Origin of the sequence: Tropicibacter sp. Alg240-R139, assembly GCF_900537075.1 — a bacterium.
Lineage (GTDB): Bacteria > Pseudomonadota > Alphaproteobacteria > Rhodobacterales > Rhodobacteraceae > Falsiruegeria.
The window spans coordinates 895,792-921,621 of record NZ_UNRA01000001.1 but is presented as its reverse complement, the minus strand read 5'-3'; the positions used below and the strand labels follow the sequence as shown (position 1 = coordinate 921,621).

The 25,830-nt window shown below is 59.9% G+C and carries 20 protein-coding genes and 2 tRNA genes; 10 read left to right on the top strand and 12 right to left on the bottom strand.

The window, feature by feature from the left end; translation table 11 throughout:
- Nucleotides 1-78: 78 nt before the first annotated feature.
- Complete coding sequence (locus tag G6R15_RS04485; RefSeq protein ID WP_164658572.1) at nt 79-603, top strand: toxin-activating lysine-acyltransferase; 525 nt, start codon at nt 79-81, stop codon at nt 601-603.
- On the top strand, nt 593-1,573 hold the full coding sequence (locus tag G6R15_RS04480) for a Hint domain-containing protein (RefSeq protein ID WP_164658571.1): 981 nt from the start codon (nt 593-595) through the stop codon (nt 1,571-1,573). Before G6R15_RS04485 ends, G6R15_RS04480 begins: the two co-directional genes overlap by 11 nt.
- Before the next feature lie 3 nt (nt 1,574-1,576).
- Here the strand turns inward: G6R15_RS04480 and G6R15_RS04475 are convergent, their stop codons facing one another.
- Nucleotides 1,577-2,797 carry an N-acetylmuramoyl-L-alanine amidase gene (locus G6R15_RS04475; RefSeq protein WP_164658570.1) on the bottom strand — a complete coding sequence of 407 codons (1,221 nt, stop codon included), beginning with the start codon at nt 2,795-2,797 and terminating at the stop codon, nt 1,577-1,579.
- A 226-nt stretch (nt 2,798-3,023) separates the two neighbouring features.
- A complete protein-coding gene (locus tag G6R15_RS04470) occupies nt 3,024-4,169 on the bottom strand; it encodes a pyridoxal phosphate-dependent aminotransferase (protein WP_164658569.1) in 1,146 nt (381 codons plus the stop codon).
- A gap of 22 nt (nt 4,170-4,191) precedes the next feature.
- Between G6R15_RS04470 and G6R15_RS04465 the strand changes: the two genes are divergently transcribed.
- Entirely contained in the window at nt 4,192-5,577 is a 1,386-nt protein-coding gene (locus G6R15_RS04465) for a M48 family metalloprotease (protein ID WP_240336657.1), read from the top strand.
- Nucleotides 5,574-6,332 (top strand): DsbA family protein, encoded by a 759-nt coding sequence (locus G6R15_RS04460; RefSeq protein ID WP_205520466.1) that lies wholly within the window; start codon nt 5,574-5,576, stop codon nt 6,330-6,332. Before G6R15_RS04465 ends, G6R15_RS04460 begins: the two co-directional genes overlap by 4 nt.
- A 627-nt stretch (nt 6,333-6,959) precedes the next feature.
- On the opposite strand, the gene ispG is transcribed toward G6R15_RS04460, so the two are convergent.
- The 3 genes from ispG to hemA all read right to left on the bottom strand — a co-directional run bounded on the left by ispG (nt 6,960) and on the right by hemA (nt 10,783).
- Entirely contained in the window at nt 6,960-8,081 is a 1,122-nt protein-coding gene (gene ispG, locus G6R15_RS04455) for a flavodoxin-dependent (E)-4-hydroxy-3-methylbut-2-enyl-diphosphate synthase (RefSeq protein ID WP_164659257.1), read from the bottom strand.
- A gap of 136 nt (nt 8,082-8,217) precedes the next feature.
- A complete protein-coding gene (locus G6R15_RS04450; RefSeq protein WP_164658566.1) occupies nt 8,218-9,429 on the bottom strand; it encodes a helix-turn-helix domain-containing protein in 1,212 nt (403 codons plus the stop codon).
- A 130-nt stretch (nt 9,430-9,559) separates the two neighbouring features.
- A complete protein-coding gene (gene hemA, locus G6R15_RS04445) occupies nt 9,560-10,783 on the bottom strand; it encodes a 5-aminolevulinate synthase (protein ID WP_164658565.1) in 1,224 nt (407 codons plus the stop codon).
- A 352-nt stretch (nt 10,784-11,135) separates the two neighbouring features.
- Here hemA and G6R15_RS04440 point away from each other — a divergent pair, with 352 nt between their 5' ends.
- A complete protein-coding gene (locus G6R15_RS04440) occupies nt 11,136-12,506 on the top strand; it encodes a M20/M25/M40 family metallo-hydrolase (protein WP_164658564.1) in 1,371 nt (456 codons plus the stop codon).
- A gap of 51 nt (nt 12,507-12,557) precedes the next feature.
- On the opposite strand, the gene G6R15_RS04435 is transcribed toward G6R15_RS04440, so the two are convergent.
- Nucleotides 12,558-13,406 (bottom strand): MBL fold metallo-hydrolase, encoded by an 849-nt coding sequence (locus tag G6R15_RS04435; RefSeq protein ID WP_164658563.1) that lies wholly within the window; start codon nt 13,404-13,406, stop codon nt 12,558-12,560.
- Between the two features lie 318 nt (nt 13,407-13,724).
- Here G6R15_RS04435 and G6R15_RS04430 point away from each other — a divergent pair, with 318 nt between their 5' ends.
- A complete protein-coding gene (locus tag G6R15_RS04430; protein ID WP_164658562.1) occupies nt 13,725-14,042 on the top strand; it encodes a hypothetical protein in 318 nt (105 codons plus the stop codon).
- 90 nt (nt 14,043-14,132) lie between these two features.
- Here the strand turns inward: G6R15_RS04430 and G6R15_RS04425 are convergent.
- From G6R15_RS04425 to G6R15_RS04400, 6 genes are all read right to left on the bottom strand, one after another.
- Nucleotides 14,133-14,209, bottom strand: a tRNA-Asp gene (locus G6R15_RS04425).
- Between the two features lie 75 nt (nt 14,210-14,284).
- Nucleotides 14,285-14,361: transfer RNA gene (locus G6R15_RS04420), tRNA-Asp, on the bottom strand.
- A 77-nt stretch (nt 14,362-14,438) separates the two neighbouring features.
- Entirely contained in the window at nt 14,439-14,711 is a 273-nt protein-coding gene (locus G6R15_RS04415; RefSeq protein ID WP_164658561.1) for a hypothetical protein, read from the bottom strand.
- Between the two features lie 248 nt (nt 14,712-14,959).
- Nucleotides 14,960-15,898, bottom strand: a complete 939-nt coding sequence (locus tag G6R15_RS04410) for a pirin family protein (RefSeq protein ID WP_164658560.1) — start codon at nt 15,896-15,898, stop codon at nt 14,960-14,962.
- Between the two features lie 107 nt (nt 15,899-16,005).
- Complete coding sequence (locus tag G6R15_RS04405; RefSeq protein WP_164658559.1) at nt 16,006-17,058, bottom strand: TauD/TfdA family dioxygenase; 1,053 nt, start codon at nt 17,056-17,058, stop codon at nt 16,006-16,008.
- Nucleotides 17,055-18,038, bottom strand: coding sequence for a LysR family transcriptional regulator (locus G6R15_RS04400; protein ID WP_164658558.1), 984 nt, complete (start codon nt 18,036-18,038; stop codon nt 17,055-17,057). The genes G6R15_RS04405 and G6R15_RS04400 overlap by 4 nt, the downstream gene beginning before the upstream one ends.
- Nucleotides 18,039-18,145: 107 nt before the next feature.
- On the opposite strand from G6R15_RS04400, the gene G6R15_RS04395 reads away from it, so the two are divergent.
- Genes G6R15_RS04395 through G6R15_RS04380 form a run of 4 tightly spaced genes read left to right on the top strand, consistent with a single transcriptional unit; the run spans nt 18,146 to nt 25,810 of the window.
- Entirely contained in the window at nt 18,146-19,684 is a 1,539-nt protein-coding gene (locus G6R15_RS04395) for a trimethylamine methyltransferase family protein (RefSeq protein ID WP_164658557.1), read from the top strand.
- Nucleotides 19,684-22,077, top strand: coding sequence for an FAD-dependent oxidoreductase (locus tag G6R15_RS04390; RefSeq protein ID WP_164658556.1), 2,394 nt, complete (start codon nt 19,684-19,686; stop codon nt 22,075-22,077). Before G6R15_RS04395 ends, G6R15_RS04390 begins: the two co-directional genes overlap by 1 nt.
- Entirely contained in the window at nt 22,074-24,485 is a 2,412-nt protein-coding gene (locus G6R15_RS04385; RefSeq protein WP_164658555.1) for an FAD-dependent oxidoreductase, read from the top strand. Before G6R15_RS04390 ends, G6R15_RS04385 begins: the two co-directional genes overlap by 4 nt.
- Nucleotides 24,486-24,496: 11 nt before the next feature.
- Nucleotides 24,497-25,810, top strand: coding sequence for an aspartate aminotransferase family protein (locus G6R15_RS04380; protein WP_164658554.1), 1,314 nt, complete (start codon nt 24,497-24,499; stop codon nt 25,808-25,810).
- Nucleotides 25,811-25,830: the final 20 nt, after the last annotated feature.

Sequence of the window (25,830 nt, the reverse complement as noted above, 5' to 3'; positions counted from 1 at the left end):
CTCTTGGTTCTTGCCAAACTGCCTCCCAAAGGACCATCATTGTACAAAACTAACACAAGTCCAAAAGGCGAGCAGCGCTTGGCAAAGCACTTTCCCAAAGGGTGGTTTGACTTGCCACCCGAGAAATACGCCGACATTGGCGCGATGCTGTACCTGTCATCCCTGACACCAGTACACCGTGATCGCATGCTCACCCAAGCCGTCTATACTTTCGAAACGCCTTTGCGTCTGGGCCAGTATCACATCTTTCGCCAGAACGGGTATCCGCGGGGCTTTGTCACGTTTGCCGGGTTGTCGAACCAGGCCGAACGCCGCTTTGGGCTGAAACGCCAGGCGCTCAAACCCGAAGATTACGCATCTGGCAAGTCCTTCTGGTTGATTGATCTGGTGGCCCCTTTCGGGCAGGTTCGGCAGATGGTTGAGCAGCTCAAGACATCGATCCCGCACCCGCGTGTCCGCGCCAACCGACTGGACAGCGATCTGGGCACCAATCGCATCGTGGAATGGCGCCGGGATGAACAGGGCGGGGTTCGCATGCGCCTGTACCGCGACTCTGCGTTTCGCAAGCAATTGAAGGCCGAGGAGAACGACGATGGTCTCTAACGCCCCACGCGATGCGATCGACATCACGATCACCGGAGACACAACCGGATCCGTCACCGGATCCCCGCCCAATGTCGCGATAGGCGATCTGGACGCTATCGTTGATCTTCCCAATCCTGGCTGGTCATTCTTCTTTTCATCCTGGGAAATCTCTGACGCTCCGGATCTGGGCACAGCGACCATCAATGGCACCACCGGTGTCTGGACCTACACCGTCGACCCAGCCGAGTTTGATGCACTCGACGATGGTGAAATCGTGCAAGACACATTCGAGGTTGAGATCAGCGTCTTTGCCTTCAGCCCGGGCGGTCAGCTTTTTGTGGAAACCGACACACAGCAGATCACGATCAACATCGAAGGCGTCTGTTTCGTCATGGGCACGTTGATCCGGGCAGTGCGCGGCTACACTCCGATCGAGGAGTTGAAGCCCGGTGATAAAGTCTGGACCCGGGATCGCGGCCTGCAACACATCAAGTGGATTGAATCCAGCGCGGTGCGTCTGGGGCGGATGAAGCGTGATCCCGCTTTGCAGCCGGTGCGGATCGGCAAAGACGCGTTGGGACGTGGCCAACCGCGCAACGACATCTATGTCTCGCAGCAGCACCGCATTTTGGTTTGCGGGCCAGCGGTCGAATTGCTGTTCGGAGAGCCCGAGGCACTGGTGTGTGCCAGCGACCTATGTCATTGGCCGGGGGTCGAAATCGTGTTGCCGGATGACGACATCCGTTATTATCACATCCTTCTTGATCGCCATGAAATTCTGGATGCAGACGGCGTTCCGGCAGAATCCCTGTTTTTGGGGGAAGAAGCGCTCTATCAACTGTCATCAGAGGCCTTGCAAGAACTCGCGGCAATATTTGACGAAGATGTGCCAGGCCCCCCGGGCGCCGGATTTGGCCAGGCAGCCCGCATGCTGCTGCGCAGCTATGAGGCGCAAGCTATTTTAAAACCAGCCCTGATAGACGCCTGAAACTTACTGGCGAACCAGATCCTTGTTCTCAAGGTCCTGTTTGCGCCAATTGACCAAACCGTTGCGAATCCCTTCGGCCATGGACAGACGCCATTCGGGGTTTTGCAGGTTCTTCAGGTCGCGCGGGCTGGATAAAAAACCGATCTCAATCAGAACAGATGGAATATCAGCGGCTTTGAGCACCGAAAACGCCGCTGACCTCAACGGACGGCGGTTCATCGGTCCCCCCTGCTGCGCCATCCCCTCAACCAGCGCACGCGCAAGCGTGTTGGTGCGCGGTTGCGTCTCGGTTCTGGCCAAGTCCAGCAACACATCCGTGACCTGATCATCTGTTTCGCTCAGATCCACTCCTGACAACAAATCCGCTCGGTCCTGCCGTTCGGCCAGTTTGGCACTGGCAATGTCCGAAGCTTCGGCTGACAAAACATGCACGGTCGCGCCATGCGCCAACCCTTCGGCCAGCGAATCCGCATGCAAAGAAATGAACACATCCGCCCCGGCACGGTGGGCCAGCGCAATGCGTTGTTCCAGCGAAACAAAATAATCGTTGTTGCGGGTCAGGGCCACTTCGAACCCGCCCGTCCGCAACAACAGCTCTTCCAACTCTCGGGCAAAGGTCAGCATCAGGTGCTTTTCAGTGACAGCCCCGCTTTCTGCGCCCGGATCAATACCGCCGTGACCCGGGTCCAATACCACCCGCAAGGGCGCGTCTTCGGCCCGCTCGGGCGGCGCGGCGATCTCGGCCGGGTCAGGCAAATCCCAACGCGCGTCACTCGGCGCGCCCGCCTGCGCGGCAAAGACGTCACCAGAGACCGGAGATAACTCAACTTCCAACCGCGCACTGCCTGTGGTCTGATTAATCCTCAAACCCGCCTGAGACACCTCCATTGGGGAAGAAAGATTAAGAACCAAACGCGACCAGCCAGGAACGTAAGTGCCGAATTGCACTTGTGATATCAGGTCTGTCTGAACAAAGGCATCCTGGGTCAATCCGGTCCAGTCGACCTCTTTGAAATCCATCACCAGGCGTGGTGGCTCGGACAAGGTGAACAGGCGGTAAGGAACACCCTGGCTCAACTCGAGCGTCACCGCTACACCCTTGCGCCCCTCGTCAGACACGCTGGATTGGTCAGGATCGATCCGGGCAAGCCCGGAAAACTCTTGCGCTAGTCCTGCGCCCGCCATCCACCCAATCAGGGCAATGCTCGTCAAAATCCTGCTCATTTGCCGGGCGTCTCCCCTGTTTTTCGACAACCTATCCTAAGGGCAAGGCTGGGGGCAACGCATCACGAACCGTTTTCGGGAAGTAACAGCGCAGCCTGCCGCCCAGGCGACCTGCGGAAAGCCGCGACACCGAGAGGAAGGCCAGGCTCATGCGGGAGGAGATGTTTCACCAGAAACATCGACGACGGGCGGGAGTTCTCCCTCCACTCCCACCACCTTAAAATTGCTAGCTTCGACCAGCCATGAACTCTGCCAAACGGCGCAACCCCTCTTCGATGTCTTCGGTCGAGCGCGCGTAAGAAAACCGCAGCGTGCCGCCACCCCGAACAGGGTCAAAATCCAAACCCGGCGTGACGGCTACACCCGCCTTTTCCAAGATCTCGGCCGCAAAGGCGCGGCTGTCATCGGTGATTTCCGACACATCCGCATATACGTAAAACGCCCCATCGGGCGGCGCGATTTTGGTAAAGCCCGCTTTGGGCAGCCCTTCCAGCATCAGCGCCCGATTGGCCTTGTAGACATCCAGATTGGCCTGCAATTCGTCGGGGCAATCCATCGCCGTCAACGCGGCAACCTGACTGGCGTGGGGCGCGCAAATGAACATGTTCTGCGCAATCCTCTCGACCACACGCACTTGATCCTCTGGCACGACCATCCACCCCACGCGCCACCCGGTCATTGAGAAATACTTGGAAAACGAATTGATCACATAACACTCATCCGACACTTCAAGCGCGGTCACGGCCTTGGCCTCATACTCGATGCCATGATAAATCTCATCACTGATAAACGAGGCGCCCTGCGCTTGCGTCGCCTCAATCAACGCGCTCATGGCTGGGCGGTCCAACATGGTGCCCGTGGGGTTCGCAGGCGACGCCACCAAAAGACCCGCCAAGTCCATCTTTGCAAAATCCGCAGGCACTGGTTGCAACCGGTTTTCCGGCGCAGTCTGCAGGTCAATGGGCACCAGACCAAGCGCCGAGAGTATCTGGCGATAGGACGGGTAACCGGGCGCGCCGATGCCCACGCGGTCGCCGCTGTCGAATAGCGCAGTAAAAGCCAGCAGAAATCCGCCCGACGATCCGGGCGTGATCACAACCCGCTCAGGGTTCAGATCGACATTGTACCATTCGCCATACATCTGCGCGATCCGACGGCGCAGCGCGGGCAGACCTAAAGCAACCGTATAGCCAAGCGGGTCTGTCTCCAGAGCACTTGCCACAGCCTTGAGCGCCCCTTTGGGCGCGCCGGTACCGGGCTGGCCAACCTCCATGTGGATCACACGCCTGCCCGCCTCCTCAGCGCGGCGCGCGGCCTCCATCACATCCATCACAATGAAGGGATCGACATTGGACCGGGTTGAGTTTCGCATGGCCTTCTCCCATGTTGCCGCCATGGCTTTTGAACGCGTATCCCGGCTGACGTCAATCCCGCGCATTTGGCGTCGGTGGGGCCTGCGTCAAATGTCGGCAATGGTACTCAGCCTCGCCGTCTATCTGGCGAGTGCAGTTCCGGCCACGGCCATCGGGCTGCTGCGTGATCCGGATATCGAAAACGGTTTGCGAGAATTGGCCTTTCCCATTCTCAGGGCCGCCGGCCTCAGCCCCAACCGCGTCAAAATCCTGTTGGTCAACGACGGCGGTTTCAACGCCTTTGTCGTCGATCACAACACGATCTTCCTGAACTACGGTCTGATCCTGAAAGTGCCCCGCGCCGATGTGCTTCAGGCGGTGATCGCCCATGAGGCCGCTCATATCGCCAATGGCCACATCCAGCGTCGGATCAGCAACCTTGAGGGCGCACGTACAGTGTCCAACCTTGGGATTGCTCTGGCACTAATCGCCGCAGCCGCGGGCGGAGGTGAAGCGGCAGCAGGGATCGCGGCAGGCACGCAATCCTCGGCGTTCCGGTCCTTTTTGGCGCACACCCGGGCCGAGGAATCGTCAGCTGATCGTTCAGCCGCCAACTATTTGCGCCTGTCGGGCATCAGCGTCCAAGGATTGGTGGATCTGCACCGCGCTTTTGCAGGGCAAGATCTGCTGACCCCCAGCAATCAAGACCCCTACATGCGCTCGCACCCGCTGTCCAAGGACCGCATTCGTGCCGCGCAGTCCTATTTCGAGGCTCACGGCGATCATTCGCAAACCAACCCTAACGCAGATTACTGGTTTGCTCGCATTCGGGGCAAAATCTCGGCCTTTACCCGTGCGCCCAAGTGGACGCTGCTGCGCGCCGACGAAGAAGCTCATGCAGACGTTCGCTTGATGCGCCAAGCTGTGGCGCACCACCGCAATCACAACCTGTCCAAAGCCCGCTCCGCTATTGATGCCGCCATCGCCCTGCGCCCAGACGATCCATTCTACTATGAGCTCAAGGGGCAGATCCTGCTGGAAAGTCGGCGTATCAATGCCGCTGTAAACTCTTACGGTAAAGCTGTCGAACTCGCTCCCCGCGATCCATTGATCCTGGCTGGTCACGGCCGTGCTCTGCTGGCTGCCAAACAGCCTAAAGCCGCGCTTGAGGTCCTAGAAAGGGCCCGTGCGCGTGAGGCCCGCGACGCGCGGATGCTGCGCGATCTGGGTGTTGCCTATGCCAGCACCGGCCAAAACGGAATGGCCTCACTGGTCACGGCCGAGCGCTATGCGCTGCAAGGTCGGACTGAGGACGCAGAACTCCACGCCCGGCGCGCCGTCGGGCAACTGCCCGTTGGTTCAACGGGTTGGCAACGGGCGCAGGATGTGCTCCTTGCTTCTGAACGTGCAAACAAAAGGAAAAGATGATGCTCCGCCTTGCCGCCCCCGCCCTGACTGCTCTGGCTCTGATCGCCGGGCCCGCTCAGGCCCTGGACCTGTCCGACATGTCGCCCACTGAGCGCGAAGCCTTTGGCGCGCAGGTTCGCGAGTATATCCTTGAGAACCCCGATCTGATCCTCGAAGCCTTCCAGATTTTGGAACAACGCCGTGAGGTGGCCGAGGCCCAGGCCGATATTCAACTGGTCGAGGCCAACCAGGACGAATTGTTCAACGACGGCTACTCGTGGGTTGGCGGCAACCCTGACGGGGACATCACGTTGGTCGAATTCATGGACTACCGCTGCGGCTACTGCCGTCGCGCCGTGCCCGAGGTGGCCAAGCTGCTAAAAAGTGACGGTAACATCCGGTTGGTGATCAAGGAGTTTCCGATCCTCGGCGAGGCATCTGTTGTCTCGTCCCGCTTTGCAGTCGCGGCCAAACATGTTGCTGGGGACGATGCCTACAAACAGGTGCACGATGCCCTGCTGGAGTTTGGTGGCGAGCCTACCGAAGTCACCCTGCGTCGCCTGTCCGATAGCCTGGGCTTGGATACGGACGCTGTGTTTGCGGCAATGGACAGCGACAGCGTGACACGAGAGATCGCGCAGACCCGTGCCTTGGCCCAAAAGCTGAACATCTCGGGCACCCCGACCTTTGTTATGGGCACCGAACTGCTGCGTGGCTACCTGCCTGCGGATCAATTGGAGCTGATCGCAGAAGGCATCCGCGCCGAGCGAGGCTAATACGCGCCGGGATTGGGCGCAGACGGCGCAATATTCGCAGCGGGCTCAAAAGAGCGCGGCCGTCTGTTCTCTATCTTCACCCTGTCAGACCAGGCAAATGGAGCATGTGCACCCGTGTTCCAAAATCCTCTGCGCGCGTCGCTCCGGCAAGGCGCTTTTCGCTCATGTGCGGCGGGCGAGAGGCCAGGTCAGAGGGGCGGCAGGCCTCGTTTTCTCCTAAAGGCCTGCGCGTTTGGGGGGCATCTGCCAACACCCGTTTTTCTGTATCGCGTTGGGTGCGAAGTTTGCCCGCGTTTGACTCCTCTGTTTTTGGAACCTGCCCGACCGGGTCGACTGAAGGCTCGTGACCTCGTTCAGTGATTTGGCCCCTCGGCCGGTATGACAAGCGCCCGGCTGGTGTTTCTTTGAGGTGGCGTTGCATCGCACCGAAGCCCACCACCTCAATACACTTGGAACCTATCGGTTTTGCCAACTCACCCAACCTGCGCGGCCTGTCGGCCTTGCGTCCTGCGGACGGCGGGGGGCCAGGCTCATGCGGGCAAAGCCCGCATGAGCCTGGCCCAACGGGAGGAGATGTCCCACTAGGGGCATTGACGACGGGCGGGACCGCATCGGGAATCGGTCCGATTACTCGGCCGCGTCCTTGGTCGTGTCCAGCTCTGCGGCTTTCTTCTCGACTTCTTCGACGATGTGATCGACCATTTGGTCGTTGGACATCTTATGGCTGGCCTTGCCTGCCAGATAAACCATCCCGGACCCGGCGCCACCGCCCGTGAACCCCACATCCGTCATCAGCGCCTCTCCGGGGCCATTCACCACGCAGCCGATGATCGACAGGCTCATGGGCGTCTTAATGTGTTCCAGACGCTTTTCCAGCGTTTCCACCGTCTTGATCACGTCAAACCCCTGACGCGCGCAAGACGGGCAGGATATGATGTTGACGCCCCGGTGCCGCAAACCGAGGCTCTTGAGTATCTCGAAGCCGACTTTGACCTCCTCGACCGGATCAGCGGACAGGCTGACACGGATCGTGTCCCCGATACCCATCCACAAAAGCTGCCCCAGCCCGATAGCGGACTTAATGGTGCCCGACACCAGCCCGCCCGCCTCGGTGATACCCAGATGAATGGGCGCATCCGTGGCCTCGGCCAAGGCCTGATAAGCAGCCGCCGACATGAACACATCAGATGCTTTCACGGAAATCTTGAACTCGTGGAAATCGTGATCCTGCAGGATCTTGATGTGATCCAGACCGGATTCCACCATCGCGTCCGGGCAGGGCTCGCCGTATTTCTCAAGCAAGTGCTTTTCCAGGCTGCCGGCGTTCACGCCGATGCGAATGGAACAGTTGTTGTCCTTTGCCGCTCTGATCACTTCGGCCACGCGCTTTTCGTCGCCAATGTTGCCCGGGTTGATGCGCAGGCAGGCAGCGCCCGCCTCGGCGGCCTCGATCCCGCGCTTATAGTGGAAATGGATGTCCGCCACGATCGGCACCGGGCTTTCGCGCACAATCTCTTTCAGCGCCTTCGATGATGCTTCATCCGGCACCGACACCCGCACCAGGTCCGCGCCCGCCTCGGCTGCGGCCTGCACCTGCGCGATGGTCGCCGGCGCGTCGGTAGTAAGCGTGTTGGTCATGGTCTGCACTGCAATCGGTGCATCGCCACCCACGGGTACGTTCCCAACCATGATCTGTCGAGATTTTCGGCGGTAGATGTTGCGCCAGGGGCGCACGTGGTTGAGTGACATCGCTTTGGGATTCCGCATCCAGTTGGGCCTGTGCCCTAGATAGGCTGATGGCACCCATGGTGCAATGGTCGCTTGACACACAGTCCAATGCCCGCGGCCATTCTCAGGCAGCAAAAACAGTCACAATGTAAAAAGATCAGTCGGTTGTCTCGGTCACCGGAGCTGTCAACGCCTCGGCCACCTTTTCGAGCAGCACACGATCATCGCCGTCGATCTCTGCCACAAGATAGCGCTCTTCCACTGCGTCTGGCGACAACACCACACCGCGCGTGACAACACCACGATCCCCCACCGGGCCACGATGTTCGCCATTAACGATAAAGTAGATGCCGCTCGATTCTCCAGCGTGCAGAGTCGGCGCATCTTCGGTCAGGGGCACCTGGTAGGTGCTTCCGGGCTCCATGATGGCTTCATAGATATGTGTCCCATCCGCCGCCGTTACACGAACCCAGGATGGGCGTAGCGCCACCATAGTAAGCGAAGGTGCCAGATTTTCGACCACTTGCGGGATCGACTGGCCCGTGGTGTCTCGCGTTGAAAGAACCTCGGCCAACTGCACATCCGGCAGTGTCGGCGCGGTAAAGTTCCCAACCGTGCGCGGATCAAGCGTAGAAATCGGCGCGTCGCGCGACACAAGTACCGGAACATCCAGCGCCTGCGGGCGATAGAGACGGTCCAGCGCGTCCGCGGTGGGCTGTGTCAGACCGGCATTGGCGGTCGCCGTGGTCTGGCGCGTGGCCTGATCCAGCGGATCCAGATCTGACAGCACGGCAGGTGTCTGCTCAACCGGAGCCAATTGCACCTGCTGAACTTCTTTCAGAACCGACCAACCGCCGTACCCAATGCCGCCGATCAAGGCCAACAAAACCAGAGTCGAGCCAATGGCGCGCGGTTCGATATGAGTAAGGAAACTCTCGCCAGTTGGAACAAATGGCGTGTTAGGTGTTATGAATGGATCGCTGGACTTGGATCTTCTCGAAATGAGATCAGGGCCGGATTTTCGAATACTCGAGGCTTCGGCCGACATGCCGTGTGCCACCTCAAATCCGCTTTCCTCGCAGAAGGTGCCAAAGGCATCATCCGGGTTCATCCCCAGATACCGAGCATAGGACCGCACATATCCGGCAATAAAGCCGGGTGTGTCAAAAGCGGTCGGGTCCGAGTTTTCGATGGCTGCGATATAGTTCGCCTTGATGCGTAATTCACGTTGAACGTCGAGCAGGGATTTCCCCATCGTCGCCCGTTCGCCGCGCATCATGTCACCGAGACTCACTTTGAAATCGTCAAACCCCTTCGGTTTGTCGATTTCTACGTCCTCTGATTTGCGCTGTGATCTGCGCCCAATCATACCTGCCGCCCCATGTTGCCTGCCGCGATGTGCCAGCAGCGCGTGGAATCGTCCCTATCACGATTCGTCCGCGCTTTTTGTTACCATTAGCTTAACATGAGGCAAGTGTTTTGCACACAGTCGCGTGAACTTAGCCCGCCAATTCGGCGCGATTCAGCGCACAGTGCGACCACAGCTCGTCCATTGCTTGTACCAGACGGTTCATTTCATCCGGGCCGTGAACAGGCGACGGGGTAAAACGCAGACGCTCTGTACCGCGCGGAACGGTCGGGAAGTTGATCGGCTGCACGTAGATGCCAAAATTCTCCAGCAACATGTCGCTGAGCTTTTTGGTATGCACCGGGTTGCCCACGATCACTGGCACAATGTGCGACCCGTGATCGATGATCGGCAGGCCCATACCCTTAAGGCGCAGCTTAAGGATGCTAGCTTGTGTCTGGTGCCGTTCGCGCAGTTCAGGCGCGGTTTTCAAGTAAGCGACGGACACGGCTGCACCCGCTGCGACCGCTGGTGGCAGCGAGGTGGTAAAGATGAACCCCGGCGCGTAAGAGCGTATCGCATCACACATTTTCTCGCTCGCGGCGATGTAGCCGCCCATCACGCCATAGGCTTTGGCAAGCGTGCCGTTAATGATGTCAATGCGATGCGCCAGACGATCCCGCTCGGTCACGCCACCGCCACGGGGGCCGTACATGCCAACCGCATGCACCTCGTCGATGTAGGTCAGCGCGCCGAATTCATCCGCCAGATCGCAGATCTCTTCGATGGGACCGAAATCACCGTCCATGGAATAGATCGATTCAAACGCGATCAGCTTGGGCGCGGCCGGATCATCGGCCTCTAGCAGCTCGCGCAGATGCGCCACATCGTTGTGACGGAAGATGCGCTTGGCACCGCCGTTGCGGCGCACCCCTTCGATCATCGAGGCATGGTTAAGCGCATCTGAATAGATGATCAAACCCGGAAACAGTTTGGGCAACGTCGAAAGCGTTGCGTCATTGGCGATGTAGGCGCTGGTGAAAAGCAGCGAAGCTTCTTTGCCGTGCAAATCGGCCAACTCGGCCTCAAGCTGCTTATGATAGACTGTGGTGCCCGAAATGTTGCGCGTGCCGCCCGATCCTGCGCCGGCCGATTCAATGGCTTCTTGCATCGCTTCCAAAACAACCGGGTGCTGGCCCATGCCCAGATAGTCGTTGCCACACCAGACGGTAATGTCTTGCTCGCTGCCATCCGGACGGGTCCAGACCGCATGGGGAAAATTACCATTGCGACGCTCAATGTCGATGAACGTACGATAGCGGCCTTCGTCGTGCAGCTTCTGAATGGCGTCGTCGAGTTTCGCGGTATAGTCCACCGAGGTCTCCATTGGTCTTTCGGCCCAAGGGCCAGTTTGGCACATGACGTTTGGATTTTCACGTCTCAAACGGAACGCACAAAGGTCATGGTTCTCAATTGCCTATATCCGGACACACGGACGCGACATTGATTTGCATCAAATATACACCCAATTCTCATGTAACAAGACAAACTGCGTCTCTTGGGGGCGCGAAAACGTCGCAAGTCGCCCTGAAGCAGTTTCAAAAGTTTCCGATCCGAGAATTGAGCTCATAGAAATAAATTGGGATCAGCTTGCCCCCTCTGGACAGTGCGGCCCGCGCTGATACCTTTTGCGCCAAATCGTTTCACCCAAACAAAAGGAACCCGCGATGTCCCTGGATGATGTCCTGTCGCGCATTGATGCCGACCTGCCCGCTGCCACCGATCGCCTGATCGACCTGCTCAAGATCCCGTCAATCTCGACTGACCCAGCCTTCAAGGAACACTGTGACGCCGCCGCCGACTGGCTGGTGGCTGACCTGCAGGGCCTTGGTGTTGACGCACAGAAGCGCCCCACGCCGGGCCACCCGATGGTTGTCGGGCATGTTGACGGACCCGGCCCACACCTGCTGTTTTATGGTCACTATGACGTGCAACCCGTTGATCCGCTGGAACTTTGGGACCGCGACCCATTTGATCCCGAAATTCAGGACACACCCAACGGCAAGGTGATCCGCGCGCGCGGCTCCTCTGACGACAAGGGTCAGCTGATGACCTTTGTCGAGGCGTGTCGGGCGTGGAAAGAGGTGCACGGCGCCCTGCCCTGCAAGCTGACGTTCTTCTTCGAGGGTGAAGAGGAATCGGGTTCGCCCTCGCTGGTCCCTTTCATGGAAGAAAACCGCGACGAGCTGAAATCGGACATCGCGTTGATCTGTGACACCGGCCTGTTCGAAAGCAAGGTTCCAGCGATCACCACCATGCTGCGCGGTCTGCTGGGCGAGGATTTCACCATCACCGGCCCCGACCGCGACCTGCACTCTGGCATGTACGGCGGCATCGGGATGAACCCGATCCGCGTGCTGACCAAGATTCTCGCCGGTCTGCACGACGACACTGGCGCGATCACCCTGCCCGGCTTTTATGATGGCGTGACAGAATTGTCCGACGAGATGCGCGCGCAGTGGCAAGGCCTGAACTTTGACCACCAGGCGTTTCTGGGCGACGTCAACCTGACAGCGCCCGCAGGCGAACAGGACCGCACGCCCCTGGAACAGATCTGGTCGCGCCCGACCTGTGACGTGAACGGCATCTGGGGTGGCTACACGGGCGACGGCTTCAAGACCGTTTTGCCCAGCAAAGCAAGCGCCAAAGTCAGCTTCCGTCTGGTCGGCCAGCAAGACCCGGACACGATCCGCGATGCTTTCCGTCACTATCTGGAAAGCAATCTGCCTGATGGCTTCACCGTCGAGTACCGCACCGAAAAAGGCTCCCCCGCCTCACAGATGTCAGTCGACGATCCGGCCTTCGAAAAGGCCCGCCAAGCACTTAGCGACGAATGGGGTATTCCTGCGGCCTACGTGGGTTGCGGTGGGTCGATCCCGATTGCCGGGTTCTTCAAGGACATCGTGGATACTGACGCGATGCTGATCGGCTTTGGCAAGGACGATGACCAGATCCACTCGCCAAACGAGAAATACGATATGGAGAGTTTTCACAAGGGCATCCGCTCGTGGGCTCGCGTATTGGCCGCGTTGAGCTGAAAGCCGCAGTAAATCAATATATCAAAGGCCGGAGCACAACTCCGGCCTTTTTCAGTCCGGCTCCCACCGGAATGCATCCCCGACTGCACGGACGCGACCAATCGAGGGCAAAGTGAAATGGCTCCCCAGAACACGTCGACCCACTTCTGACGAATCCTCAAGCAGCGCCACACGGGATTGCACCGCAAGCTCCGGGTTGTCGTCATATGCGAAATGCCAATCGGGACGGTGACACTGTGCGGTCGAATGCAGCGCATCCCCGGTGATTAGCACTTCGGCCCCACCGCTATGCACCAGAACCGAGACATGGCCCGGTGTGTGGCCAGGCGTCGGCACCAACCTCACATAATCGCCCAGGCAATGCCCCGGTTGCACCATTTCCGCCTGCCCGGCCTCGATCACCGGTAGAACGCTTTCGGTGTATGAATCTGTTGGGTCTGCACTATCGGCGTGGTTGTCCTCAGCCGGGATCAGATATCTGGCCTTCGGAAAAGTGGGCACCCAACGACCATCCACCAGCCGCGTATTCCATCCGATGTGATCGGTGTGCAGATGCGTGCAGAGCACATAATCCACATCCGCGGGCGCAACGCCGGCGGCTGTCAGCGCAGACATGAATCTTCCATCCGAACGATGGTTCCAATCTGGTAGCGATTTCACCGTCTTGTCGTTGCCAACACAGGCATCCACCAGGATCACGTGATCAGGTGTTTTCAGCAAAAAACCTTGGATCGGCAAAATCAGCTTGCCACTGTGTTCGCACAGCTGCCCTGGCGCATGTTCACGCAGGATATGATGCAGTTCTGGTCCCGCATTTGGATAGAGCTTTTCGGGTTCTACGAATGGCCCGTTGATCTCAAGGATTCGCCAAACTTCAACCTCACCGATGCGACACAACATGAGAATACCCTTTCCGGAATACCCCTTACATCAATCAGATACGCCGCGCGCCGCTGCTTCAAGACGGAAATCCACATAAAGGTGAGAAAAGAAGGGGGCGCGGTTCACGGGACTCGACCCCGCGACCCCCGGCGTGACAGGCCGACACTCTAACCAACCGAGCTACACCCGCGCATGTGAGGCCGATCAGGCAATGAGCGTCAAGCAGTTGCAATGCGCTTGATCCATAACACTGTGATCCCTTGCGAAACATCAAAGCGTCCTCGATAGTTCAAATCAGTTCACACTTCTGTTTGGGTTATTTGGTCGGAGACACACATGAGAACCTTTTTCGCAATCTCTTTCGCAACCGTTATCGTCAGTACAAATCCAGCCTTTGCAGCCGACACCCTAGGCAATGTGCCACACGGCCCAATCAACTGCTCAACAGCCAAGGGCGATATTCGCGCCCTGAACTCGGAAAAGGAATACGCGAAGAAACAACAGGCCAAAGATGTGCTTGCCGTCACGCCGGCTGGTGCATTGTTCGGCCTTGTCACAGGCACCGAAAACCAGAGGTTAGAAGTCTTGTCCGGCGAGTACGAAAAGCAGATCGATGCACGGATCGCTGCGATTTCCAGCAAGTGCAAGGTCTAGGCGCACCGACGTAATCCAAGAGAGAGGGCGGCAGCGATCTTTCTCGCAACTGCTAAATTTGGGGCTCGACGTGAGAGGGAAGGATTAAAATGGCGCGGTTGACGGGGCTCGAACCCGCGACCCCCGGCGTGACAGGCCGGTACTCTAACCAACTGAGCTACAACCGCGCATTTTAGTCTGGTGGAAACCACCAATGCCCTGTCCGGGCCGGATCCCAATTCCCCGGGAAAGGGGCAAAGCAGTGGCGCGGTTGACGGGGCTCGAACCCGCGACCCCCGGCGTGACAGGCCGGTACTCTAACCAACTGAGCTACAACCGCTCGCTGCTTTAGTCGTCGTTCCCTGCGGAACGTTGGGGTGTATTATGGGTACGGTTCGGCATCGTCAAGCGGCGAGTTCAACTTTTTTCACCCCGTAAGAAGATTTTCTCGAACCGGTTCCAGATCACCTTGTGGACAGGAACCGGGTTGCTGACCAGAACGTCCTGAAAAACGGGACCTTCGACGCCCCCAAGGCCTGCATAAAATCGCCGTGCCGCGACATCGGTTTCTAAAACCTCAAACCGGACCGTGGCTTTCCCCATTACTGTCAGATGCTTAGCCACCGCCCGCATCAACCACAACCCGACGCGCTGTGCCTGCGCGGCCTGGGCCATATGCAGTTTTTCCAACAGGGGCGATCTGTGTGATTCCAGCGGACACAGGCAAACCAAAGAAACCTCTCTCCCCCTGCCACCAACAGCGGCTCGCGGCCTGGTATCTGCCGCCATCGGTCTGTCATCGCGCCCTCAAGCCGTGCATCCGGGAAGTCATCGGGCAGCATACCGGCATAGGTAAGTCCGCTAGCCCCGAACATGTATATCGCAGAGTGCGGGCAGATCGTCAGGTGAATCTTCATGCCGCCCGTGGTGCCAGCCCCCTAGCGTGGGGGTAAGGGAATGAACTCCTGATCATCACCCGGAGGTAGCTGGAAACGGCCGTGCATCCAATCGCCCGCGCGCCAAGCCTCCTTGGCGGCCTCGATCCGCTCTTTCGACGAGGCGACGAAATTCCACCAGATGTGGCGCGGCCCATTCATGGTCGCGCCACCCAGCAACATCAACCGCGCGCCCGCTGCCCCGGCCTTGGCGCTGATACGGTCGCCGGGACGGAATACAACCATCTGTCCCGCCTCAAATTCTTGCCCGGCGATAGTGACCGAGCCACTAACGACATAAAGCCCGCGATCCTCGTGATTGTCGGGCATCGGGATAGCAGCGCCCGCGTCCAGAACCGCGTCGACATAGAACATCTCTGTTGGTGTTTTAACCGATGCCCGCTCACCGTAGGCATCGCCCAGAATGAGGCGCACGGTTTTCCCCTCGCCTTTCAGTTCTGGCAAGTCAGCCGCCCCTACATGCTCGAACGAGGCTGGCATGTCCTCCAGCTCATCCGGGAGCGCCACCCAGGTTTGAATGCCAAACATCGACAAGGGGGATTTGCGCGCCTCTTCATCCGTGCGCTCGGAATGAGTCACACCGCGGCCTGCGACCATCCAGTTCACCGCCCCCGGTTCGATCCATTGATCGGTGCCCAGTGAATCCCGGTGGTGCATCTTGCCCTTGTACAGATAGGTGACCGTCGCCAACCCAATATGGGGATGCGGGCGCACGTCGATCCCCTGCCCGGTCAGAAACTCCACCGGCCCCATCTGGTCGAAAAAGATAAAGGGCCCGACCATTTGCCGTTTGGGCGCGGGCAAGGCGCGACGCACTTCAAACCCGCCCAGATCGCGTGCACGGGGCACGATGACGGTTTCAATGGCGTCCACGGCTTCGCCAATGGGAATGTCGGCGTCAAGAATGGGGTTCCAGCTCATTGCAGTGCCTCCTGATTGCCTGAGCCTCAACGTAACAACCTGTGCCGTTCAAACAATTGAGCGAAACCGAATACAATTAGTGCGCAATTGCACAGATCGGTGCCAAGTCAATCCAACGGTGCGTGTAGGCGTGTCTTGTCGGTGATGATTCCGCCACGCGCACCCACCGTCAAATCGCCGTAGCGTTCAGCAAACACCGGCGGCAGCAGCCGGTCACCCGGCAAAGACAGCCACAAGCGAAACAAGTGGCGGCGCTGGTTCGGGTCGGGCCAATCCACAAAGCCAGTCCGGTCGTGCAACATCGCGTGATTATAGACAAATTGCATGTCGCCGGGGTGCAGCCGCATGGTGATGTGCAGATTAGGATCGTTGGCCAAAGCATCGAACAAATCCAAAGCCTCGACATGAGCGGGCGTCAGGAGCAAGGCCCCCTCGAACCGCTGCGCGCTATCAATGTATTGGCGTTGATAAAACACAGTTAACCGGCCCGCATGCCAGCTGAACGGTGGGATGGTCATATAGGGGTCCATGCCGTCGGGCACCTCGCCGCGCCGATCGGTGGCGATAGGGTCAAACAGCAGCGCCAGCAGATCGGGACGCGTGGCACGCATCCGGTTATAAATCGTCTCGGCACTCACTAGCAGCGAGTCGCCCCCCTCTTTCGCATCACGCAAACACAGCAAGCCCACCACATCCGCGCTGTCGGTGTGAAAGCTTTGCCGGGCCGAAGTCTGATAAATCCGTGCCGTGGGATCGTTCGGGTCGCGCCCCACATCGCGCACATGGCCCAGAATATGGCCTTGTGCGTTCTGTGACCGGGCCGAACCAAGATGCGCACCGATGCCACAGAATATGGCAGCGGCCGTCCGTTGATCGTAGCGTTCTATTGGCAAACCGCGCAGCACCTCGACCCCGACACCGTTCAGCAGCTTGTTGCGCAGGGCGCTTAGGTGCCCCGCAAACTGCATCAGAGGGAAATCCTCTGCCGTGATCTCTCCGACATCGCGATCCAAAGTCAGAAATTGCCGAGCTGCCTGCTCCAAATCTTTGATGTCGCCGGGGTTCAGTTGATACAACCAGTCCTCGGGCCGCTCGGCCAAGTCGCGTCCCACCCATGCGGCAGGCGTGTCGATTTGGGGCGGCAACTCATTCGGTGTCATGCGGGCTCCTCCTCGGACTCCAGCTCTGTTACGGCGGCGCTGCCAATCTGGCCCATCTGCCCGGCTATCTGATCCACCAACGACACGCGGGCATATTCAGCAAATGCTTTGGGCAGCTCCCCCAACTCTCCATCCCGTGCAACCACGGTGATCGAACGTCTCATTCCCGCGCCCGGCAAGGGCCGCAGATCCAGCGGCATCCGTTCGACGAGCCCATCAATCAGCAAGGTCGGCGTCAGCAACGTGAACCCCATGCCGTCCGCAACACAGGCCGTCACCATGCTGGACCGGTCAGCTTGGATCACGCGTTCGGGTTGAAGGCGCAGGCGGCGAAGATGCTGCTCAATCCGGCGGCCCACATTGGTCGTGTCGGCAAACCGCACCAGAGACAGGTGGCGCAACACTTGTTCCAAGTCCTCCACGGGCTGGTCAAATCCGGGCGGCAGCACCAACAAGAACGCTTCGGTCAGAACCTCATGACGCTCCAACCCGTCCATGTCCAACAACGGGTCCGAGGTGATGACAATATCGGCCTGCTTGGTCCTCAAAAGCGCCTCGTGATCGCCGCTCTGGCCTGCATGCAGCGCCATGTCCTGTACGCCGAAACGGTCCTTGGCCATCCGCACCAGACCGGGCGAAAGCGTCGTGGCGATCGAGGCCTGCAATCCCAGGCGCAGCCGACTTATGGGCGTCGGACCCTGATGGCGCATGTCACCGGCCAACTCACCCACTGCGTGTAAGATGCGGCCTGCGTGGCGGTACATCAAGACGCCTGCCTGCGTCGGTTTAATGGGGCGCGTTGAGCGGTCCAACAGTTTGACATCATAGTGTTTTTCCAAAGTACCAATGTGCTGGGACGCCGCTGATTGTGTCATGCCCACCAGCCGAGCAGCCGCTGTCATTTGCCCGGCCTCGACAACTGCAACAAATACCTCTAACGCTTTGATAATATTCGCATTGGTTGTGAATTTGACGTCCATGATCAGCCCTTCATATGTATCACCATTAGAATTCCTAATACTACCAACTGTCAATTGATCGAATGCCCGCCAACCGCCAGATTGCAGGCAGCTGAGGGAGGCGGGCCATGACTGAGACACCTGTAAAACGTCGTCGCAAACGCGACCGGGGGGCCGCGCGTGGTCAGGTCGGACAGCCTCGTGCTCCGTTCATCCTACGCAAGTTGGGCACCTTCAACATCCTTGGCGAAGAAGGTTTGAGCCTGATTGAGGAAAACGCCGACACCATCCTGGCAGAGACAGGAATGGAGTTTGTGGACGACCCCGAGATCCTTGAGATTTTTGCGAACGCGGGCTGCGACGTGGATGGCACGCGGGTACGGTTTGAACGCGGATTTTGCCGCAAGACCATTCAGGCCACCGCCCCCAAACAGTTCATGCAACACGCCCGCAACCCGGCCAATTCGGTGCAAATGGGCGGCGATGCCACGGTGCTCTGTCCGTCCTGGGGGCCGCCATTTGTGCACGACCTGGACCGGGGTCGCCGCTATGCGACCTTTGACGATTTCCAGGCACTGGTGAAACTGCATCACACGATTCCGTGGCTGCATCATTCTGGCGGTGTGGTCTGTGAACCTGTCGACCTGCCCGCCAACAAGCGCCATCTGGACATGCTCTATGCCCACATCCGCTATTCCGACCGCCCCTTCATGGGCGCCTTTATCGGGGCGGAACGTGCGGGCCATGCGCTGGATATGGCGCGGATCGTCTTTAGCGCGGAGTATGTAGCCGAAAACCCGGTGCTATACTGCGTGTCGAACACCAACGCGCCGCTGGTGATGGATTCGCATATGTCGGGTGCTTTGAAAACCTACGCCCGCGCGGGTCAGCCGGTGGCCACGGCCCCTTGGGTTCTGACAGGTGCCATGAGTCCCTGCACCGTTGCCGGCACCATGGCGCAGGTTCTGGCCGAGGCTTTGGCCTGCCTGACGCTGACTCAACTGGTCAAACCCGGAGCACCGGCGCTGATGGGCTCGTTCGCTTCGACCATGTCGATGCAATCGGGCGCGCCCACCTTTGGCACGCCCGAGGCCGGTCAGATGGTTCTGGCCGCTGGACAATTGGCGCGCCGTCTGGGCGTGCCACTGCATACGGTCGGAACGCTGTCGGCGTCGAAAATCCCGGACGCGCAGAGCCAACAGGAAGCCACCTGGGGCCTGATGATGTCGATGTTTGCTGGCGCCAACCTGATCAACCATGCCACTGGCTGGTTGGAAGGCGGGCTTGTGACCAGTTTCGAGAAAACCATGATCGACGCCGATCTCTGCGGCAAGCTGGGGCGCTTCTTTGATGGCATCGACTTGAGCGAGAACGCACAGGCCATGTCCGCCATCGCCGCCACCGGCCCCGGCGCGCATTTTCTGGGGTCGGAACACACGCAGACAAACTTCATGTCCGCCCTCTTCCGACCTGAGACGCCAGACAACAACGCCTATGAGCACTGGGAAGCGGCCGGCTCTCTGGACACCGCACAGCGCGCCAACGCGTTGTGGAAATCGCATCTGGAGGCCTATGAGGACCCGGGCCTTGATCCGGCCATCGACGAAGAGCTGCAGGCCTATATCGCGCAGCGCAAGTCCGAGACGCCAGATATGGATTACTTCTGATGGGGCGCACGATCATCATCGGCGGCGGTGCCATCGGCCTATCAGTCGCTTATCACCTGGCACATCGCGGGGCCGAGGACGTGTTGCTGTTGGAGCGCAACCAGCTTACCTCTGGCACATCGTGGCATGCTGCGGGCATCGTCGGCCCGCTGAGGGCCACGCCCAACATGACCAAGCTGGCGAGCTATGCGCTGGAGTTGTTTCCCCGGCTTGAAGCCGAGACAGGCATGGCAACCGGCTACCGTCAAACCGGCGGCTACTGGCTGGCCCGGCGATCTGAGCGGTTGGATGAACTGCACCGGATTTCGACTCTGGGTCGGCATTTCGGGCTGAACGCGCAGGTCATAGGTGCGGATGAGGTGGATGTGCCGGGGCTGGATGTCTCGGGACATACAGGCGCCATGTGGGTCGCCGAGGATGCCAATGTGAACCCGGTTGACCTGTGCATGGCCTATGCCCGCGCGGCCCGTTCCAAAGGTGTGGAAATCCGCGAGAATTGCGCCGTTTCCAGTATCCCTACAGAGGGCGGGACCGCGCGGGGCGTCGCGCTGGCCGATGGGACAGAGATTGAAGCCGAGAGCGTGGTCATCTGCGCCGGAGCGTGGTCGAAACCTTTGGCCGAAGGTGCTGGGTTACACCTGCCGCTGCAGGCCGCGGAGCATATGTATGTGGTCACCGAACCCATACCCAACCTACCTGATCCCTTTCCGGTGATCCGTGACATGGACACAGGAATCTACATCAAAGGGGATGCGGGTAAACTGGTGATTGGCGGGTTTGAACCCGACGCCAAGGTATGGGATGCCTTTGGCCCTGAAGGCAACCGGCCTTTCCTGGAGATGCCCGAAGATTGGGAACAGTTCATGCCGTTCATGGAGGCTGCGCTGGAACTGGTTCCTGGCTTGGCTGAGATTGGCATTCAGCACTTCATGAATGGGCCTGAGAGCTTCACCAATGATACGCGACCCCTTGTTGGCGCGGCACCTGCCGTCGATGGGTTGTTTGTGGCTGCCGGTATGAACTCGGTCGGCATCATGTCGTCCGCAGGGATTGGCCGGGTTCTGGCGGATTGGGTTGTGGATGGTCAGCCGCCCATGGATTTGTGGGAGGTCGATGTGGCCCGGGCCGATCCCCTGGCGGCGCGCGACACCCATATGGCGGATCGCATGGCCGAAAGCGTGGCCGACCTGATGGCGATGCACTGGCCGTTCAAGCAACCCAAGGCGGGACGTGGATTGCGCTGTTCTGCCTTGCATGAGGCGTGGAAGGCGCAGGGTGCTGTATTTGGCCTGACCGCTGGCTGGGAGCGTGGGCTGTGGTATGCAAAAACTGAGGCTGAACGCAATCTGCCCTACTCGGTGGGCGCACAACCCTGGTATCCAATCGCGCAGCGCGAGACGGCCCGGATGGAAAACGGCGCGGTGCTGCTGGATCTGTCACCCTTTGGCAAGTTCGACATCATTGGACCCGATGCCGTAGCCGCCATGAACCAGTTGGTCTGTGCACAGATGGACGTGCCGGTGGGCCGCGCGGTGTATACGCCGATGCTGAACGAGCAAGGCGGAATCGAGGGCGATTTGACCGTAACCCGGCTTGGGAGCCAGCATTACCGCATCACCTCTGGTGCTGCGACGCGCTGGCGGGACGGGGCGCTGCTGCGCCGCCGCTTCGCGGTCTGGCGGGTTTCCTTGCACGATGTCACCGAGAACGAGTGTGTGATCGGCCTGATGGGCGCTGCCGCTCGAAATATCTTGAGCAAGTTAAGCAACGCCGATTGGGTCGATTTCCCCTTCTCCACCGCACGGGACGTGGCTTTGGCAGGCATTCCCTGCCAGGCCACGCGGATGAGCTTTGTGGGCGAGTTGGGCTGGGAGTTGAATGTGCCTGCCGCCCAGTCCCGTGCGGTCTTTGACGCGCTCTCTGCAGCCGGTGCCAAACCGATGGGCATGTATGCGCTGGAGGCGTGCCGGATCGAAAAAGCGTTTCGCCACTGGGGACACGATCTAGGCCCCGAGATCACGCCGCTAGAGGCCGGACTTGGCTTTACCATCGACTGGGACAAGGACTTTACCGGCAAAGCGGCGTTAGAAGCACAACGCGCCAGAGGTCTGACACGCAAGCTGTGCCTGTTCCAGGTCGAAGGCCATCCGCTGATTTTGCATGACGAGCCGATCCTTGAGGGTGACCGCGTCGTCGGCCTGACCACGTCTGGCGCAAAAGGCGCGCGCACAGGCCTGACGCTGGCCTTGGGGATGATCGAAATCGCGCCGGGCGAAAAGCTAACAGACACCTGCGCCCGCGATTTCACCTTTGACATCGCAGGCAAGACCTATCTGGCGCGGGCCCTGCCCCGCCCCCCATATGACCCCAAAGGCGAAAGGATGCGCGGATGAGCGACGCTCAGGTTCTGATCATTGGCGGCGGCGCCATGGGCGTGTCGCTGATGTACCATCTTACCAAAGCCGGTTGGTCCGACGTGGTGCTGGTCGAAAAGAACGATCTCACCCATGGCTCGACCTGGCATGCCGCCGGTCTGTGCACGCATTTTGCGCACAACCCAACCATTCAGGAGTTGCGCGCCACTTCTGTCCGCCTCTATCGCGATATCATGCCGGAAGAGACCGGGCAGGACTGCGGATTTCACCGCTCGGGCGCGATGCGCATCACGACGAACCCCGACCGGATGGACGAGTTCCGCCATGTCGCTGGCCTGTCGGAGTTCACCGGCTATCCGCTGGAGGTTCTGACGCCCGAGCGGATAGCCGAATTGCACCCGCTGGCCAAGCTGGATGGGCTGTTGGGAGGCATTTACGAACCGGACGACGGCCATGTGGACCCGACGCTGGCGACCAATGCGATGGCGCAGGTCGCCGCACGCAATGGGGCCAAGATCAGCCGCTACAGCGCGGTGCAATCCATCCGGCGCGAGGATGGCAAGTGGATCGTTGAGACGGCGAAAGAGACCTTTCGCGCCACCCATATCGTCAACGCCGCAGGAACCTGGGGCTGGGAAATTGGGCATATGATGGGGCTCAATATCCCCTCGGTCCCGGTATTGCACCAGTATCTGGTAACTGATGCAGTGCCCGAAGTGACCCAGCGCATTGACGCCAAACTGCCCGAACTGCCGATGATCCGGGACCCGGAAGAAAGCTGGTACGTGCGACAGGAGCGCGACGGGCTGATCTTGGGGCCTTACGAGAAAGAGGCGCAGGTCTGGTCAGTTGACGGCGTGCCACCCGAGTTCGGCGCGGATCTGATGCCACCCGATCTGGACCGCGTGGAACATATCATCGAAGCGGCTATGGAGCGCATTCCAGCCCTGATGAATGGCGGCGTGAAAACCGTGGTGAATGGCCCGATCACCTTTACCCCCGACGCCAACCCGCTGATTGGTCCCGCCCATGGGCTAGAAAACGCATGGTTGCTGACCGGATCATCCATGGGCGTGATGGAGGGCGGCGGCGCGGGCTGGTTTCTGGCGCATTGGATGACCCATGGCGGTCCGCCGATAGATGCCTTGGCGGTAGACAGCCGCCGGTTCGGGAGCTGGGCCGATCGCGACTATCGCGTCGAAAAAGCGATCGAATGCTTTGGCCTGCAGTTTGGCGTGCACTACCCGTTCGAAGAACGCACCGCCGGGCGCGGCAAGCGCCTGTCGCCGCTGCATGATCTGATGGTCGAGCGCGGCGCGGTCATGGGCGCGGCCTATGGCTGGGAACGGCCCAACTGGTTTTCGGACAAACAGGGCGACATCGCCCATGAAAGCTTTCGCCGCCCCAATTGGTTCCTCCATGTGGCAGCTGAGGTCGAGACCGTCACCACCAAGGCCGGGCTGGCCGATCTGTCGGTGTTTTCAAAATTCGACGTCACCGGCCCGGAAGCCCGCGCGTTCATCGACAGCCTGGGCGCCAATCGCGCGCCTGCCAATGGGCGCATTGGGCTGACCCATGTGTTGACCCCGGCGGGAGGTGTTTTGTCGGAATTCACCGTGACGATGCTTAGCGACGATCATGCCTATCTGACCTCGGCCGCAGCGGCGGAAGAGATCGACATGGACCAGCTGGTGGCGCATGCCAAAGGCTTCGACGTGGCCGTGACCAACCGGTGCGAGGAACTGGCGGTGATTGGCCTGATGGGGCCTCTGTCGCGCGACATCCTCTGCCAGCACACAAGCGCCGATCTGGGCTTGGGTTTCCCTTGGCTCAGCGCGCAAGTGATCGACGTGGCGGGCGCGCAGGTGCGCGCCCTGCGGGTGTCTTACCTAGGCGAGTTGGGGTGGGAACTGCACATGGAGCGCGCCGACGCAGAACAGGTGTTCCTTGCGCTTGAGGCCACAGGTAAACCGCTCGGCATGGGGTACTACGGCGCTTATGCAGCCAACTCTATGCGCCTTGAAAAGGGGTATCGCGGTTGGGGCGGCGATCTGACCACCGAACGCACCCTGCACGAAGCAGGCGTTGGTCTATTTGCCCGCGCCAAGGATCGCGCATTCACCGGGCGCGAGGCCATGCAGGAGCGTAAGGCCAAAGACGACCGCTGGGACATGGTCCTACTTGAAATCCACGACCCGGAATTCGATCCGTTCTACGCGCATTCCGTCCTGCGAGGCGATGAAATCGTTGGCGTTGTCACCTCTGGTGCCCATGGGCACCGCACCGGAAAAACACTGGCACTGGCCTATTTGCGCGACCGTACGGCGCGTGAGGGTCTCACTGTTTCCATCCTAGGGCGCAAGACGCAGGCCACGATCCTGACTGACGCGCCCTTTGACCCCAAAAACCTGCGCTTGAAAGCCTGAGGGAGGCAAGCATGACCCACCAACCGCTCAACACCGAATGGTCCACCGAGGCCACCGCCGCCCGGCGCGACGCTTATTACGCTGCCAGTCAGCGCAAATTTGTCCCCTTCAAGGACCCCATCGTGTTCCAGAAGGGCTCGATGCAATACCTGTGGGACGCCGAGGGGAACAAGTATACCGATCTTCTGGGCATGAACGTCTGCATCTCGGTCGGGCATTCTCATCCCACCGTGGTGGCCGCCGCGATGGAACAGGCGCAACAGCTGACGCATTGCACGACGATGTTCTACCACCCCACTCCGGCGCATTTGGCCGAAGAACTGGCTGCGACCATGCCCAAAGGGCATGAGTGGGTGGTGCATTTCACCAATTCCGGGTCCGAGGCGGTGGATCTGGCGATGACCATGGCGCGCAGCTACACCGGCAACCTTGACCTATTGGCACTGCGCACCGCCTATCATGGCCCGACTGCATCGGCGCAGTCGCTCACCGGCATCTCGGGCTGGCGCCATCCCGGCATGCCCGGCAACGTGGCCTTTGTCGCCGAGCCGAACCAGTATCGCGGCATCTTTGGTGAAAACGCCGGGGCCGCGCCCTATCTGGACGAGATCGAGCAGACCATCCGCACCGCCACCACCGGGCAGATTGCGGGGATGTTCGTTGAAAGCGTCCAGGGCTACGGCGGTATCATCGAAATGCCACTGGGCTACATGTCGGGTGCCGCCGAACGAGTGCGCGCTGCAGGTGGCCTTTATATCGCGGATGAAGTGCAGTCAGGTTTCGGACGCACCGGCGATCACATGTGGGGTTTCGAGGCCGACGGCGTGGTGCCGGACATCGTTGTGATGGCAAAGGGGCTGGGCAACGGCTTTCCCATCGGGGCCGTGGTGGCGAAGAAAGAGATCGCCGCGCCGATGGCCGAGAAGTTCATGTTCCACACCTATGGCGCCAACCCGACCTCCTGCGCAGCAGGTCGTGCAGTTCTGCAAGTCATTCGCGAAGACAAGGTGATGGAGAACGCCAAAACTGTTGGCGCCGCCCTGCTGGCACGCCTGCACGCGCTAAAGGATAAACACGCCGCCATCGGCGACGTGCGCGGGCGCGGGTTGATGCTGGCCATCGAGATGGTCAAAGACCGCAAGAACAAGGAACCGGATGCGGGAACCACTTCGGCGGTGTTCGAACACTGCCGCGCGCAACGCCTGATCCTGTCCAAATCCGGTCCTTTCCAGAGCTCGCTGCGTATGGTTCCGCCTATGTGCCTCTTGCTCGAGGATGTGGACCGTGTGGCGGACGGGTTGGACCAAGCGTTCTCGTCCCTCTGAAGGATCCCAGATCTCTCGCG

Excerpts from the sequence above, each read along its gene's own strand:
- G6R15_RS04405 (WP_164658559.1), bottom strand. The coding sequence starts at position 17,058 with ATGACACCGAATGAGTTGCCGCCCCAAATCGACACGCCTGCCGCATGG.
- G6R15_RS04390 (WP_164658556.1), top strand. The coding sequence starts at position 19,684 with ATGGGGCGCACGATCATCATCGGCGGCGGTGCCATCGGCCTATCAGTC.
- G6R15_RS04465 (WP_240336657.1), top strand. The coding sequence starts at position 4,192 with ATGGCTTTTGAACGCGTATCCCGGCTGACGTCAATCCCGCGCATTTGG.
- G6R15_RS04435 (WP_164658563.1), bottom strand. The coding sequence starts at position 13,406 with ATGTTGTGTCGCATCGGTGAGGTTGAAGTTTGGCGAATCCTTGAGATC.
- G6R15_RS04400 (WP_164658558.1), bottom strand. The coding sequence starts at position 18,038 with ATGGACGTCAAATTCACAACCAATGCGAATATTATCAAAGCGTTAGAG.
- G6R15_RS04460 (WP_205520466.1), top strand. The coding sequence starts at position 5,574 with ATGATGCTCCGCCTTGCCGCCCCCGCCCTGACTGCTCTGGCTCTGATC.
- G6R15_RS04430 (WP_164658562.1), top strand. The coding sequence starts at position 13,725 with ATGAGAACCTTTTTCGCAATCTCTTTCGCAACCGTTATCGTCAGTACA.
- G6R15_RS04410 (WP_164658560.1), bottom strand. The coding sequence starts at position 15,898 with ATGAGCTGGAACCCCATTCTTGACGCCGACATTCCCATTGGCGAAGCC.
- G6R15_RS04470 (WP_164658569.1), bottom strand. The coding sequence starts at position 4,169 with ATGCGAAACTCAACCCGGTCCAATGTCGATCCCTTCATTGTGATGGAT.
- G6R15_RS04380 (WP_164658554.1), top strand. The coding sequence starts at position 24,497 with ATGACCCACCAACCGCTCAACACCGAATGGTCCACCGAGGCCACCGCC.
- G6R15_RS04475 (WP_164658570.1), bottom strand. The coding sequence starts at position 2,797 with ATGAGCAGGATTTTGACGAGCATTGCCCTGATTGGGTGGATGGCGGGC.
- ispG (WP_164659257.1), bottom strand. The coding sequence starts at position 8,081 with ATGTCACTCAACCACGTGCGCCCCTGGCGCAACATCTACCGCCGAAAA.
- G6R15_RS04385 (WP_164658555.1), top strand. The coding sequence starts at position 22,074 with ATGAGCGACGCTCAGGTTCTGATCATTGGCGGCGGCGCCATGGGCGTG.
- G6R15_RS04440 (WP_164658564.1), top strand. The coding sequence starts at position 11,136 with ATGTCCCTGGATGATGTCCTGTCGCGCATTGATGCCGACCTGCCCGCT.
- G6R15_RS04450 (WP_164658566.1), bottom strand. The coding sequence starts at position 9,429 with ATGATTGGGCGCAGATCACAGCGCAAATCAGAGGACGTAGAAATCGAC.
- G6R15_RS04395 (WP_164658557.1), top strand. The coding sequence starts at position 18,146 with ATGACTGAGACACCTGTAAAACGTCGTCGCAAACGCGACCGGGGGGCC.
- G6R15_RS04480 (WP_164658571.1), top strand. The coding sequence starts at position 593 with ATGGTCTCTAACGCCCCACGCGATGCGATCGACATCACGATCACCGGA.